The following is a 14,531-nucleotide window of genomic DNA, read 5'->3' on the forward strand; positions in this document are numbered from 1 at the left end:
GCGGTGAACCAGGCATGACACTCGACATCACTCAGTTCTATCAGACGTTCTTCGACGAAGCGGACGAACTGCTCGCGCAGATGGAGCAGCTGCTGCTCAATCTCGACATCGGCCGCCCCGATCCCGAAGACCTCGCAGCGATTTTCCGCGCGGCGCACTCGATCAAGGGCGGCGCGGCGACCTTCGGCTTCACCGCGTTGACGGAAACGACGCACATCCTCGAATCGCTGCTCGACCGCGCGCGCAACAACGAACTCGTGCTGCGCAAGGACATGATCGACACGTTCCTCGAAACCAAGGACGTGCTCTCCGGCCAGCTGGCGGACTACCGCGCGAGCGCCGAGCCGGACGCGGCGGTGGCGAAGGCGATCTGCGCACGTCTCGAATATCTCTATAACGAAAGCCGCGGAGTGCTGCCCGCCGGCGCGACGCCGCCGGCTAATGCGGCGCCCGCACCGGCCGCCGCACCGGCCGCCGCTCCAGCCGCCGCTCCAGCCGCCGCCGTTGCCGTTGCCGCCGCCGCGCCGGAAGCGCCGCAAGGCGCGCGGCCGCCCGAGCACGTGGTCGAGCAGGCCGTGCAGGCAGCGGGCGAATGGAACGAAGCTGAACCGACCGTCACGGGTGGACAGGGCGGCCCGCATCTGAAGATTACGCTACGGGGAGTAGGTGAGAAGGACCAGGAACTGCTGACGGAAGAACTCGGCAACCTGGGTCGTATCGTCGGGCAGGTGAAGACAGGCAGCGATCTCACGCTGTGGCTCGACTCCGATGTATCGTCCGACGACATCGTCGCCGTGTGCTGTTTCGTGATCGACGAAAGTCAGATCGTGATCGGCCGCGGCGCAGCGCCAGTGGATGAGACGCAGGAGGGCGAACCTGGAGCGCCCGAAGCCGCGCCTCCTGCACCGGCGTTCGCAGAAAGCACGGCAGGCGGCGGCGCGGGGGCGCCGTCCGCGGCAGTGTCAGACAATGCGGCGCCGGCTCCGGCCGCGCCGCCCGCAGCCAGCGTTGCACTGGCGGCGCCTGCCGCAGCGCCGGCCGCCAGTGCAGCGGCGGCAACCGCAGCAGCGGCGCCCGCAGCCCCGGCCGCACCCGCTGAAACCGAACGCAAGGCTGCGGCCCGTCCGGCAGCGGCCGCCAGCGCGGAAGGCAGCTCGATCCGCGTCGGCGTTGAAAAGGTAGACCAGCTGATCAACCTCGTCGGGGAACTGGTGATCACGCAGGCGATGCTGGCGGAGACCACCAGCACCTTCGACCCGGCGTTGCACGACCGCCTCTTCAACGGCATGGCGCAGCTCGAGCGCAATGCGCGCGATCTGCAGGAAGCGGTGATGTCGATCCGCATGATGCCGATGGATTACGTCTTCAGCCGCTTCCCGCGCCTCGTGCGCGATCTCGCGGCGAAGCTCGGCAAGGAGGTCGAACTCGTCACCTTCGGTCAGGCGACCGAACTCGACAAGAGCCTCATCGAACGCATCATCGATCCGCTGACCCACCTCGTGCGCAACAGTCTCGATCACGGCATCGAGACGGTGGAAGCACGGCGTGCGGCAGGCAAGGATTCGACCGGACAGCTCGTGCTGTCGGCCGCGCATCATGGCGGCAACATCGTGATCGAAGTCAGCGACGACGGCGCGGGCCTGCGTCGCGACAAGATTCTCGCCAAGGCGGCGAAGCAGGGCATGCAGGTCAGCGAAACCATGACCGATGAAGAAGTCTGGAACCTGATCTTCCTGCCGGGCTTCTCGACTGCCGAACAGGTCACGGACGTGTCGGGCCGCGGTGTCGGCATGGACGTGGTGAAGCGCAACATCCAGTCGATGGGCGGTCACGTCGAAATCACGTCGCACGCGGGCAAGGGCAGCACCACGCGCATCGTGTTGCCGCTTACGCTGGCGATTCTCGACGGCATGTCGGTGAAGGTGGGCAGCGAAATTTTCATCCTGCCGCTCAACTTCGTGATGGAGTCGCTGCAACCGCGGGCCGAAGACATCTATACGGTCGCCAACGGCGAGCGCGTGGTGCGCGTGCGCGGTGAATATCTGCCGCTCGTCGCGCTGCACGAAGTGTTCTCCGTCGACGACGCCAAGGCCGAACCGACTCAAGGCATCGTCACGATCATGCAGACCGAAGGACGCCGCTTTGCGATGCTGATCGACGAGCTCGTCGGCCAGCAGCAGGTGGTGGTGAAGAATCTGGAAACGAACTACCGCAAGGTGCACGGCATTTCTGCCGCGACCATTCTCGGCGACGGCAGTGTCGCGCTGATCGTGGACGTGGCAGCGCTTAACCGCGAAACCCGTGCAGCGCACGGTGCCCTGAACAACCTCTCTTAACCTTTATTCAACCCAACCGTTTGGGGGCTAACGTGGCAGAAGTCCAATCCATCAATTCGACCGTGAGCGGCGCGAATGGCCGCCGCGATGCGGGGCAGGCCGACGCCGGCGGCCAGGAGTTTCTGGTCTTCACGCTCGGCGCGGAAGAGTACGGCATCGACATCCTGAAAGTGCAGGAAATCCGCGGCTACGACAGCGTGACGCGCATCGCGAACGCGCCTGAATTCATCAAGGGCGTGATCAACCTGCGCGGCATCATCGTGCCGATCGTCGACATGCGGATCAAGTTCCATCTCGGCCGTGTCGAGTACGACCATCAGACCGTCGTGATCATCCTGAACGTTGCGCATCGCGTCGTCGGCATGGTGGTGGATGGCGTGTCCGACGTGCTCACGCTCGCGACCGACCAGATCATGCCCGCCCCGGAATTCGGCGCGACGTTGACGACCGAGTATCTGACCGGCCTCGGCACGGTCGACGGCCGCATGCTGATCCTGATGGACATCGAAAAGCTGATGACCAGCCGGGAAATGGCGCTGATTGAAAACCTCGGCGCCTAAGCGCCAGTTCACAGGTATCAAGGAGAAATAGCGATGCTCGGCAAGTTGTCGATCCGCACTTCGCTGACGGCGGTGGGCGTCGTTCTGGTCGCGTTGACCGTGGTGGTCGGCGCGCTCGGACTGACTGCGCTCAATCGCGCGAGCCAGTCACTCGACTCGATCGCCCGCGGCGATCTGGTCGCCATCCACTCGCTCGACGACGCCGCGTCGTATATGTTGCGCTCACGCGTTACCCTCAACCGTTTCGATGCGATGACCGCCGCCGGCAAGACGGACGACGCGAAGAAGGTTTTCGAGCGGGCGCAGTTTCTGCTCAACAAGTCGAACGAAGCGTGGCAGGACTATCTGAACACGCCGAAGACAGGTGTCGATCAGGCGCTGCTCGACGAACTGGTGGCACGCCGCGCGGCGGTGATGCGCGATGGCGTCGATCCGGAGTTCGCGGCGCTGCGCGCGAACGATCTGGTGGCTTATCACGCGATCGCCGACACGAAAATCAGCCCGATGTTCGTTGCCTACGACGAGGCCGCGACGCCGGTCGTCAAGGCGTTGCAACAGCGCGCCATCGATGAGCAGGCCGCGTCGCAGTCGAACATCTCGACGATAACGGCGCTGATCATCGGCGTCACGGTGCTGGCACTCGTGATGATCGTGCTGATCCGCTTCGCGTTGCGCGGCCTGATCGTGCAGCCGCTCAACGATGCGGTCGATGCGTTCGAACGCATCGCGTCGGGCGATCTGACGCAGCACGTCGAAGTCTCCAGCAGCAACGAAATCGGCCGTCTCTTCAGTGCGATCAAGCGGATGCAGGAGAGCCTCGCGACGATGGTCAAGGCCGTGCATGGGAGCACCGGCTCGATCGATACCGGCGCGCGCGAAATCGCGATGGGCAACACGGATCTCTCGCAGCGCACTGAGCAGCAGGCAGCTTCGCTGCAGCAGACCGCATCGAGCATGGAGCAGCTCACCGGCACGGTGCGCCAGAACGCCGAGAACGCGCGCCAGGCGAGCCAGCTGGCCGTCAATGCGTCGGACATCGCGACGCGCGGCGGCGAGGTGGTGGGCGAGGTCGTCAGCACGATGCAGGACATCGCGAAGAGCTCGAACAAGGTCGTCGACATCATCGGCGTGATCGAAGGCATCGCGTTCCAGACCAACATCCTCGCGCTGAACGCCGCCGTCGAAGCGGCGCGCGCGGGCGAACAGGGCCGCGGCTTCGCCGTGGTGGCGGGCGAAGTACGGAGCCTCGCGCAGCGCAGCGCAAGCGCGGCGAAGGAAATCAAGGAGCTGATCGGCGATTCGACCGACAAGGTGCAGAGCGGTTCGCTGCTGGTGGGCCGTGCCGGTACGACCATGGATGAGATCGTGCAGGCCGTGCGCCGTGTGACCGACATCATGGGCGAGATCAGCGCGGCGTCGGAAGAGCAGTCGACCGGCATCGAGCAGGTCAATCGCGCCGTCGTGCAGATGGACGAGGTCACGCAGCAGAATGCGGCCCTCGTCGAGGAAGCCGCGGCGGCTGCAGCGTCGCTCGAAGAACAGACGCGTCACCTGCAGACCGTGGTTGGCGCGTGGCGGGTGACGGGCGGTCTGCATGAAGCGCGCGGCGGCTCCGTGGCGCAGCAGGGGGCTTCATCCGGCGTGCGTGCGCGCAGCGGCGGCGTGAGGCCGTCCCGCGCAGCTGCCGCGCCGGCAGCGCACGCGGCACAGACGACGCATGCCCAGGCACACGGCCAGCCGCAAGCGACGCAGCAGGCGGGCGGGACCCATACCCAGGCCACGCAGGCAGGCGCGCCGGCCGCGAAAGCGGAAGGCGCGACGCGCACGGAACCGGTGCTGAGGTCGAAGAAGGTATCCGCAGGCCCAGGTGAGCCGGCTACGCGCCCGGCCTCGCCCGTGACCACCTCAGCCGGCTCGGACGCCGACTGGGAAACGTTCTAGGAAATGGCAGGCAGTCATGATGTCAACGCGCGCACAGCAGCAGCAGCGGCCCGAGCGGGCCGACGCCGGCCGCTCCGGCGACCCGGGACGTGACTTCGAGTTTACGTCGGCGGATTTCGCGCGCATTCGCGAACTGATCTATCGCAGCGCAGGCATTTCGCTGTCGGATCACAAGCGCGATATGGCGTACAGCCGTCTCGCACGGCGTCTTCGCGCCCGCAATATCGACAGCTTCAAGGAATATCTCGACCGGCTCGAATCGGATCAGGACCCCGCCGAGTGGGAAGCGTTCACGAACGCGCTCACGACCAACCTCACAGCGTTTTTCCGCGAGGCGCATCATTTCCCGATCCTCGCCGGGTTCGTGAAGAAGCGGCAGGGGCCGGTATCGGTGTGGTGCTCCGCGGCGTCGACGGGCGAGGAGCCGTATTCGATCGCGATGACGCTGATCGAAGCGCTCGGCGACAGCGCCGCGCGCCAGGCGAGCGTGCATGCCACCGACATCGACACCCAGGTGCTCGCGAAGGGCGAAGCGGGCATGTACCAGTTCGAGCAGGTGAAGCACCTGTCGCCGGAACGGCTGAAGCGCTTCTTCCTCAAGGGAACCGGCGCGCATGCGGGGATGGTGAAGGTGCGTCCCGAAGTGCGCGCGATGATCCGCTTCGAGCAACTGAACCTGACTGACCGCGACTATGCGTTGCGCACGCAGTTCGACGCGATTTTCTGTCGCAACGTGATGATCTATTTCGACAAACCGACCCAGGCGCAGGTGCTGGCGCGCTTCGAGCCGCTGGTGAAGCCGGGCGGTCTGCTGTTCGCGGGCCACTCGGAAAACTTCACCTACGTCACGGAGGCGTTTCGCCTGCGCGGTCAGACGGTCTACGAACTGACGCGCGACGCTGGTGGCGCGCGTGCCTCGTCGCTCGCGGCAGCGGGCGCCGAGAAGAAATCGATGGGTGAGATGAGCGTATGAGCAGCACCTTGCCGATCGCGACCAATCTGTATTTTGACAACCACTTCAAGCGCTCCGGCGTGAAGCTGCTGCCCAACGAGTTCTACACGACCAGTGAGGACATGGTGCTCGTCACCGTGCTCGGCTCATGCGTGGCGGCGTGCATCCAGGACCGGACGGCGGGCATCGGCGGCATGAATCACTTCATGCTGCCCGACGACGGCGCTGACGTCGTGCAGGCCGCATCGGACTCGATGCGCTATGGCGCGTATGCCATGGAAGTGCTGATCAACGAACTGATCAAGGCCGGTGGCCGGCGCGAACGCTTTGAAGCCAAGGTGTTCGGCGGCGCAGCGGTGCTCGCGGGCATGACGACGATGAACATCGGCGACCGCAATTCGGAGTTCGTGCGCCGTTATCTGGCGCTCGAAAAAATCCGCATCACGGCCGAAGACCTGCAGGGCGGGCATCCGCGCAAGGTCGCGTTCATGCCGCGCACCGGCCAGGTGATGGTAAAGAAGCTGCGTCTGCAGCACGATCAAGGGGTGGCCGAACGGGAACAGGCGCTCGCCCGGCAGACTGCCGACGAGCGCGCCCAGCGGCTTGCGCGGGCGCGCGAACGCGTGGAACTGTTCGCCGCACCGGCGGGCTCGAGCGCCAGGCCGCGCATCGAACTGTTCGGGGCGGCAGGCGCCGCGCCGGCGACGCCAGGCACGAAGCCGCGCGCCGAACTGTTCGGCGCGAGTGCCCGCCCCGCCAACCAGAACAACGCCAGGACTACAGAGGAGGCGTGACAGCTGTGCAAAAAATCAAGGTATTGTGTGTCGACGATTCAGCGCTCATTCGCAGCCTGATGACGGAAATCATCAACAGCCAGCCGGACATGACGGTCGTCGCAACTGCGCCGGATCCGCTCGTCGCACGTGATCTCATCAAACAGCACAACCCGGACGTGCTCACGCTCGACGTCGAAATGCCGCGCATGGACGGCCTCGACTTCCTCGAGAAGCTGATGCGCCTGCGGCCGATGCCGGTCGTGATGGTGTCGTCGCTGACCGAGCGCGGCTCGGAAATCACGCTGCGCGCACTCGAACTCGGCGCAGTCGATTTCGTGACGAAGCCCAAGGTCGGTATTCGTGACGGCATGCTCGACTACTCCGAAAAGCTGGCCGACAAGATTCGCGCGGCGGCCCGCGCCCGCGTGCGCCAGGCCGCGCCCGTGCAGCATGCGGGCGGGCCGGCGGGGCACGCAGCGCCCGCACCCGCGCCGCTTTTCAACAATCCGCTCGTCAGTACGGAGAAGCTGATCATCGTCGGCGCATCGACGGGGGGCACCGAAGCGATCCGCGAAGTGCTGGTACCGCTGCCGCCCGATGCACCCGCCGTGCTGATCGCGCAGCATATGCCGCCTGGGTTTACGAAATCTTTCGCGCAACGCCTTAATGGTTTGTGCAGGATTACCGTTAAAGAGGCAGAGCACGGCGAACGCGTGCTGCCGGGACATGCCTATATCGCACCTGGCCATGCTCACCTGTTGCTTGCACGCAGCGGCGCGAACTATATTGCACACCTGTCCGACGACCCGCCGGTCAACCGGCACCGTCCGTCCGTCGACGTGCTGTTCCGTTCGGCCGCGCAGCATGCGGGCAAGAACGCGGTTGGCGTCATCCTCACGGGGATGGGGCGCGACGGCGCGGCCGGGCTGCTGGACATGAAAAAGGCGGGCGCCTATACGCTTGCGCAGGACGAAGCGAGCTGCATCGTGTTCGGCATGCCGCGCGAGGCCATTGCGCTCGGCGCTGCCGACGAGATCGCGTCGCTGCCGGAGATGAGCCGGCGCGTCATGGCGCGTCTTGCATCGATGGGCGATCGCGTGCAGCGGGTATGATGCGCGGCTGAAATTGAATGAAAAATGTGCGGACACGCGCCGCATCATCTGGATAAGCGAAAGGGAGTTGAAATGGATAAGGGAATGAAGATTCTGGTTGTGGACGACTTCCCGACGATGCGTCGGATCGTTCGCAATCTGTTGAAGGAACTCGGCTACTCGAACGTCGACGAGGCGGAAGACGGCATGGCGGGCCTCGCGCGTCTGCGCAGCGGCACCTACGAGTTCGTGATCTCCGACTGGAACATGCCGAACCTCGACGGCCTCGCGATGCTGAAGGAAATCCGCGCCGACGCAAGCCTCACGCACCTGCCGGTGCTGATGGTCACGGCCGAGTCGAAGAAGGAGAACATCATCGCGGCGGCGCAGGCTGGTGCAAGCGGCTATGTGGTCAAGCCGTTCACTGCGGCGACCCTCGACGAGAAGCTCAACAAGATTCTCGAGAAGATGGCGAAGACCGGGAGCTGATGTGGACGAGCCGACCAACGCGCCAGTCGCCGAGCCGAGAGACGACGGCGGCGACCTCACGACCGACCGCATTCTTGCCCGTATCGGGCAACTGACGCGCACGCTGCGCGACTCGATGCGCGAACTCGGCCTCGACAAACATGTGGAGCGTGCGGCCGAAGCCGTGCCCGACGCTCGCGACCGCCTCAAGTACATCGCGACGATGACCGAGCAGGCGGCCGAGAAGGTGTTGAGCGCGATCGAAGTCGCCAAGCCGATCCAGGAGCAGCTGCAGCGCGATGCGGGCGAGCTCGACGCGCGCTGGGAGCAATGGTATGCCGCGCCGATCGAGCGCGACGAAGTGCGCGCGTTGATGAACGACACGCGCACGTTCCTGCGCGGGCTGCCCGAAGCGACCACGGCAACCAGTGCGCAGTTGCTCGAAATCATGCTGGCGCAGGACTTCCAGGATCTGACCGGACAGGTCATCAAGAAGATCACGGACGTCGTGTACCTGATCGAGCAGCAATTGCTCGGCGTGCTGGTCGAGAACATCGCTATGGAACGCCGCGAACAGTTCGCGGCGAACGCGGCGGCGCTGGCTGCCGAGCCTTCGTCGACCGGCAGTCCGGCCAGCCTCCTCAACGGTCCGCAGATCAACCCGGAAGGCAAGGCCGACGTGATGCAGGACCAGGGGCAGGTCGACGATCTGCTGGCAAGCCTCGGGTTCTGATCCGGGACGTTCCGAAGGTGCTTTGAAATAAACCGCAGGCATACTACGACGACATGACGTGATCGCGCGAGTCACCGCGCGATCACGGGCAGGATTCCGATGCCGCCATGGCACGCGTATCGCGTGCCATGGCGGTCGCCGAAAGGGGGAGTCTGTAATGTCGAGTTCGAGTCGCCTCACGCGCGCCGTCACGTCGACGGTGCTTGCATTGTGCGGGTCTGTACCGGCCATCCAGTCCGCGCATGCGGAGCTGGGCGGCAGCCCGATGACAACGCCCGCAAGCGCTTCCCTGTCCTTGCGTTCGGCGCAGGCGGTCTCTTCAGCCGTCACCCGTTCCGCTTCTTCTGCTGCCCCGGCTGCTTCGTCCACTTCGAGCGCCGCACCCGCCACCCCCGCTAGCTTTACCATCCGCGAGACGACCCTCGGCAACGGAACCGTCGTGCGCGAGTACGTCACGTCGACGGGGACGGTCTTCGGCATCGCGTGGCAGGGACCGCAAATGCCCGACCTGTCGGCGCTGCTCGGCGGCTATTTTCAGCAGTACGTCGATGGCGTGAAAGCCGCGCGCGCGGCCTATGGGCGGCGCGGCGCAGTCGCCGTCGATCAGGACACGCTCGTCGTGCGCTCCGGCGGCCACATGGGGGCGTTCGCAGGTCAGGCGTGGCTGCCGCGGGCCTTGCCGGCCGGAGTTAGCGGTCAGGACATTCAGTGATCCCTCGACAACCGGGAGATGAACCGTGCGATTCGCAACGAAGCTCATCGGATGGCTGCAGTTCGCGGGCGTGGCCGCGCTGGTGTCGATCCTCGCCGCGTGCGGTGGCGGAGGGGGCGACAGCGGCAATTCCAGCTCGAGCGACAACGGCATCAGTTCGCTGCCGGCCGGGCCGACCCAGCAGCCGATTCCCGTGGGTGCCGCGAATACCGTTGCGATCACCGTCGACAAGGGCCTTGGCAACCTCATCAACATTCCGACCGTCAGCGTGACCGTGTGCGTGCCGGGTACGAGCACCTGCCAGACGATCGACCACGTCCAGCTGGACACCGGCTCATACGGGCTGCGCGTGGTCAATACGGCGCTCAATGCAACGCTCGCGTCCGGACTGACCCCGCTGACCGTCAATGGCTCCCAGCAGCTCGCCGAGTGTACGCAGTTCGCTGACGGTTTCACCTGGGGCACGGTCCGCAGCGCGGACGTGATCGTGGGCCAGAAGCTCGCGAGCGGCATTCCGATCCAGGTGGTCGGCGATCTGACGACGGTGCCCGCCGGCTGCACCGGCGCGGCCGAAAACACGGTCGCCCAGTTGCGTGTGAAAGGGATACTCGGCGTTGGGGTGGCACCGTACGATTGCGGCACCGTCTGCCAGAATCCGTCCTTCAGCAACTATTTCGGCTGTGCAAACGGTAGCTGCACGGCCGTGGGGGTTTCGACCGCGCAGCAGGTCGCAAACCCGGTGCCGAAATTCACCGGCGACAACAATGGCCTGATTGTCCAGCTGCCACCGGTACCGAACACCGGCGCGCCATCGGCGGCAGGGACGCTGGTGTTCGGCATCGGTACCCAGAGCAACAACCCGTTGTCTGCAGCGCAGACGTTCACCTCGAACGCGGCCGGCGATCTCGTCAATAGCACGTTCAACAGCGTGACCGTGTCGGCGTTGTTCGACACCGGCTCGAACGGCTACTTCTTCAACGACACGTCGCTCACGGTCTGCGGCAGCAACGAGCCAGGTTTCTACTGCCCGGCGACCGCGCAGACCCGTTCCGCAACCGTGCGCGGCAGCAACAGCTCGACGGCAACCATCACGATGAGCATCGTGAGTGCCGCGACGCTGGTGTCGAACGGCAGCAATTACGCCTTCAACACCCTCGCGGGTCCCGGCATCAACGCGACTTCGGTCGACTTTGGCCTGCCGTTCTTCTTCGGCCGCTACGTGTACTACGGGATGGACCAGCAGGCGAGCGGCGGCCAGGCGCCGTTCATCGCGTTCTGATGTCCTCGCCCCTCCATCCGCCGAAATGCCCCCCTTTCCCTGGCTTTATCCGCCGATCGTCGCTCGACTTCTGCGGGAATAATCGCTCTCACTGAAAAAGGGCATGTTGCCCCGATCACCCGGAGAGCGTCTTGGCAGAGGATAGCGACCTCGAAAAAACCGAATCAGCCACTCCCAGGCGCCTCGACAAGGCGCGGGAAGAGGGGCAGGTTGCGCGTTCGAGGGAGCTGTCGACCTTCGCGCTCCTCGCCGCGGGTTTTTACGGCGTCTGGGGTCTGTCCGGCACGATCGGCTATCACATGCAGACGATGCTGCGCACCGCGTTCACGTTCGACCATACGACCGTGTTCGAGACGCGCCGGATGCTGATCGGCGCCGGCGTGGCGGGTCGCGAAGGGCTGTCCGCGCTGTGGCCGATCCTCGCCCTGACCGGCGCCGCGGCGCTGCTCGCGCCGCTGGCGCTGGGCGGCTGGCTGATCTCCGCGAAGTCGCTGGAGCCGAACTTCAGCCGGCTGGACCCGATTGCCGGACTCGGCCGTATGTTTTCGATCAACGGCCCGATCCAGCTCGGCCTGTCGGTGGCCAAGACACTGGTTGTCGGCGTCATTGGCGCGACGGCGATCTGGCAGCGGCGCGACGAAATCCTCGCGCTTGCCACCCAGCCCCTGCTGGCGGCACTGTCCAACGCGTTCCACCTGATCGCGGTCTGCTGCGGCATGACGGTGGCGGGCATGTTCCTTGTTGCAGCGCTCGACGTGCCATACCAGATCTGGACGTTCCACAAGAAGTTGCGCATGACCAAGGAAGAAGTGAAACGCGAACATCGCGAAAACGAAGGCGATCCGCACGTCAAAGGCCGGATCCGGCAGCAACAGCGTGCGATGGCGCGGCGCCGGATGATGCGTGAGGTGCCGAAGGCGGACGTCGTCGTGACCAACCCGACGCACTTTGCCGTCGCGCTGCAGTACACGGACGGCGAGATGCGTGCGCCGAAGGTCATCGCGAAGGGTGTGAACCTCGTCGCGGCACGTATCCGCGAACTCGCCACCGAACACAACGTGCCGCTGCTCGAAGCGCCGCCGCTCGCCCGTGCGCTCTATCACAACGTGGAACTCGACAAGGAGATCCCGGGGCCGCTGTACGGCGCGGTCGCCGAGGTGCTCGCGTGGGTTTATCAGCTGCGCCGCTTCAGGGAAGACGGCGGCGAGAAACCTGTTGCACCGACAGAACTCGATGTCCCCGCCGACCTCGACAAGGGCGGCGTGCCGGACGAAGAAGCAGAAGAGGAAGCCGCCGACGCGCTCGGCAACGACGACGAAGGCAAGGGAGCCTCAGCATGAACGCACGCGTGGGGTTTCTCTCCCGACGACCTGATGCTCTGAGCGGCACCAACCTGCGCGCGCTCGCCGGTCCGGTGCTGATCTGCATGATCCTCGGCATGATGATCCTGCCGTTGCCACCCTTCTTGCTGGATCTGCTGTTCACGTTCAACATCGCGCTGTCGGTGATGGTGCTGCTCGTCAGTATGTACACGATGAAGCCGCTCGACTTCGCGGCCTTCCCGAGCGTGCTGCTGTTTTCCACCTTGCTGCGCCTGTCGCTGAACGTCGCTTCGACCCGAGTCGTGCTGCTCGAGGGCCATACCGGCCCGGACGCCGCGGGCCAGGTGATCGAGTCGTTCGGTCATTTCCTCGTGGGCGGCAACTTCGCGGTCGGTATCGTCGTCTTCATCATCCTGATGGTGATCAACTTCATGGTGATCACGAAGGGTGCGGGCCGGATCGCCGAAGTGTCCGCGCGCTTCACGCTCGACGCGATGCCCGGCAAGCAGATGGCGATCGACGCAGACCTGAATGCCGGTCTCATCAACGAGGAACAGGCGCGCAAGCGCCGCTCCGAAATCGCGCAGGAAGCCGAGTTCTACGGCTCGATGGACGGTGCGAGCAAGTTCGTGCGCGGCGATGCGATAGCGGGCCTGCTCATCATGGTGATCAACATCATCGGCGGCCTGATCGTCGGGATGGTGCAGCACAACATGGATTTCGCGGCCGCCGGCAAGAACTACACACTGCTGACGATCGGTGACGGTCTCGTCGCGCAGATCCCGTCGCTCGTGATTTCGACGGCGGCGGGTGTGATCGTGTCGCGCGTGGCGACCAACGAAGACATCGGTACGCAGCTGACTGGCCAGCTTTTCGCGAATCCTCGCGTACTGCTGATCACCGGCAGCATTCTGGTCCTGATGGGTCTGATTCCAGGCATGCCGCACTTCGCGTTCCTGGTGCTGGGCGGCGGCGCAATCCAGTGGGGCCGCGTGATGAAGAAGCGTGCGGCGCAAAGCAGGACCGCCGCGGCACTCGTCGACGTCGCGCCGGCGGCGCTTACGCCGGCCGAAACCACCGAGGCCAGCTGGGACGACGTGACGATGATCGACACGCTCGGACTCGAAGTCGGCTACCGCCTGATCCCGCTCGTCGACAAGAACTCCGACGGTGAGCTGCTCAAGCGTATCAAAAGCATCCGTAAGAAGTTCGCGCAGGAAATCGGCTTCTTGCCGCCGGTCATCCATATTCGCGACAACCTGGAACTGCGGCCTAACGGTTACCGGATCGCGCTGAAGGGTGTCGAAGTGGGCGTCGGCGAAGCGTATCCGGGGCAGTGGCTCGCCATCAATCCGGGCCAGGTGACGGCCGCGCTGCCGGGCAGCCCGACCCAGGATCCGGCGTTTGGCCTGCCGGCGGTCTGGATCGATACGAACCTGCGGGAACAGGCGCAGGTGTACGGCTACACGGTGGTCGATTCGAGCACGGTGGTGGCGACGCACCTGAATCACCTCGTCGTGACGCATGCGTCGGAACTGCTTGGCCGCCAGGAGGTGCAGTCGCTCGTCGAGCGGATGCAGAAATCCACGCCGTCGCTCGTCGACGACCTGGTGCCGAAGACCGTGTCGCTCACGACGCTGCAAAAGGTGCTGCAGAACCTGCTGGAAGAAGGCGTGCCGATCCGCGACATGCGCACGATTCTCGAAGCACTCTCCGAATCCGCCCCGAAGGTCACCGATGCGCACGATCTCACGGCGCTGGTGCGTCTCGCACTCGGCCGCGCGATTACGCAGCAGTGGTTCCCGGGCACCGGCGACATGCAGGTGATGGGACTCGACGCGAATCTCGAGCGCGTGCTGTCGCAGGCGCTCTCCACGGGCGCCAATCCGGGCCTCGAACCGGGCCTCGCAAACACGCTGCTCACGGAAACGCAGAAAGCGATGACGCGTCAGCAGAATCTTGGCCTCGCGCCGGTGATGCTTGTCCAGCACGCGCTGCGTCCTATGCTCGCGCGCTTCCTGCGCCGCAGCCTGCCGCAGTTGAAGGTGCTCTCGTATGCGGAAGTGCCCGACACGCGGCATGTTCGCGTCGTCAACGTGATCGGCGCCTGACGCCGCCCGTTCCCTTTCCGTTTCTTCTCCGTCTGCAACCGGTAGCCTGCGGCGTCGCGCCGCCAGCTGCCGCCGGCCGGTCCGGGATGCCGGTCCGCTTTTCAGGCGCCGTGCGCCGCCGGCGCGATTCCGGGCTCCCTCGCGGGGAATCGGCGGAGCATGGGACACGGTTTAACGGACCGCTTACCGGGCCCGTACCGCGCCTCCGAATGCCCGAATTGCCTCCCTTTCTCCTCCCTTATCCACCGAT

12 protein-coding genes are annotated in these 14,531 nt (G+C 65.2%); all 12 read left to right on the plus strand.

Features of this window, described 5'->3' with window-relative positions:
- Positions 1–14: 14 nt before the first annotated feature.
- Entirely contained in the window at positions 15–2,336 is a 2,322-nt protein-coding gene (cheA, locus tag P3T23_RS05840) for a chemotaxis protein CheA (protein ID WP_429315225.1), read from the plus strand.
- Between the two features lie 32 nt (positions 2,337–2,368).
- Entirely contained in the window at positions 2,369–2,896 is a 528-nt protein-coding gene (locus P3T23_RS05845) for a chemotaxis protein CheW (RefSeq protein WP_429315226.1), read from the plus strand.
- Positions 2,897–2,929: 33 nt separating this feature from the next.
- Positions 2,930–4,837 carry a methyl-accepting chemotaxis protein gene (locus P3T23_RS05850; protein ID WP_429315227.1) on the plus strand — a complete coding sequence of 636 codons (1,908 nt, stop codon included), beginning with the start codon at positions 2,930–2,932 and terminating at the stop codon, positions 4,835–4,837.
- 16 nt (positions 4,838–4,853) lie between these two features.
- Positions 4,854–5,810 (plus strand): CheR family methyltransferase, encoded by a 957-nt coding sequence (locus P3T23_RS05855; protein WP_429315228.1) that lies wholly within the window; start codon positions 4,854–4,856, stop codon positions 5,808–5,810.
- Complete coding sequence (gene cheD / locus P3T23_RS05860; protein ID WP_429315229.1) at positions 5,807–6,583, plus strand: chemoreceptor glutamine deamidase CheD; 777 nt, start codon at positions 5,807–5,809, stop codon at positions 6,581–6,583. Before P3T23_RS05855 ends, cheD begins: the two co-directional genes overlap by 4 nt.
- A 5-nt stretch (positions 6,584–6,588) precedes the next feature.
- On the plus strand, positions 6,589–7,677 hold the full coding sequence (locus P3T23_RS05865; protein WP_429315230.1) for a protein-glutamate methylesterase/protein-glutamine glutaminase: 1,089 nt from the start codon (positions 6,589–6,591) through the stop codon (positions 7,675–7,677).
- A 72-nt stretch (positions 7,678–7,749) separates the two neighbouring features.
- Complete coding sequence (gene cheY, locus P3T23_RS05870; RefSeq protein WP_429315231.1) at positions 7,750–8,145, plus strand: chemotaxis response regulator CheY; 396 nt, start codon at positions 7,750–7,752, stop codon at positions 8,143–8,145.
- A gap of 1 nt (position 8,146) precedes the next feature.
- Positions 8,147–8,857, plus strand: coding sequence for a protein phosphatase CheZ (cheZ, locus tag P3T23_RS05875; RefSeq protein WP_429315232.1), 711 nt, complete (start codon positions 8,147–8,149; stop codon positions 8,855–8,857).
- 157 nt (positions 8,858–9,014) lie between these two features.
- Positions 9,015–9,569, plus strand: a complete 555-nt coding sequence (locus P3T23_RS05880; RefSeq protein WP_429315233.1) for a DUF2844 domain-containing protein — start codon at positions 9,015–9,017, stop codon at positions 9,567–9,569.
- Positions 9,570–9,594: 25 nt separating this feature from the next.
- The gene (locus P3T23_RS05885; protein WP_429315234.1) at positions 9,595–10,848 is read left to right on the plus strand and encodes a DUF3443 domain-containing protein; all 1,254 of its coding nucleotides are present in this window, start codon (positions 9,595–9,597) and stop codon (positions 10,846–10,848) included.
- A 131-nt stretch (positions 10,849–10,979) separates the two neighbouring features.
- A complete protein-coding gene (gene flhB / locus P3T23_RS05890; RefSeq protein ID WP_429315235.1) occupies positions 10,980–12,188 on the plus strand; it encodes a flagellar biosynthesis protein FlhB in 1,209 nt (402 codons plus the stop codon).
- Entirely contained in the window at positions 12,185–14,281 is a 2,097-nt protein-coding gene (gene flhA / locus P3T23_RS05895) for a flagellar biosynthesis protein FlhA (protein WP_429315236.1), read from the plus strand. The genes flhB and flhA overlap by 4 nt, the downstream gene beginning before the upstream one ends.
- Positions 14,282–14,531: the final 250 nt, after the last annotated feature.

Source organism: Paraburkholderia sp. GAS448, assembly GCF_050435685.1.
Lineage (GTDB): Bacteria > Pseudomonadota > Gammaproteobacteria > Burkholderiales > Burkholderiaceae > Paraburkholderia.

Coding starts and splice junctions, on each gene's coding strand:
- P3T23_RS05850 (WP_429315227.1), top strand. CDS start 2,930: ATGCTCGGCAAGTTGTCGATCCGCACTTCGCTGACGGCGGTGGGCGTC.
- cheA (WP_429315225.1), top strand. CDS start 15: ATGACACTCGACATCACTCAGTTCTATCAGACGTTCTTCGACGAAGCG.
- cheD (WP_429315229.1), top strand. CDS start 5,807: ATGAGCAGCACCTTGCCGATCGCGACCAATCTGTATTTTGACAACCAC.
- flhA (WP_429315236.1), top strand. CDS start 12,185: ATGAACGCACGCGTGGGGTTTCTCTCCCGACGACCTGATGCTCTGAGC.
- cheY (WP_429315231.1), top strand. CDS start 7,750: ATGGATAAGGGAATGAAGATTCTGGTTGTGGACGACTTCCCGACGATG.
- P3T23_RS05855 (WP_429315228.1), top strand. CDS start 4,854: ATGATGTCAACGCGCGCACAGCAGCAGCAGCGGCCCGAGCGGGCCGAC.
- P3T23_RS05880 (WP_429315233.1), top strand. CDS start 9,015: ATGTCGAGTTCGAGTCGCCTCACGCGCGCCGTCACGTCGACGGTGCTT.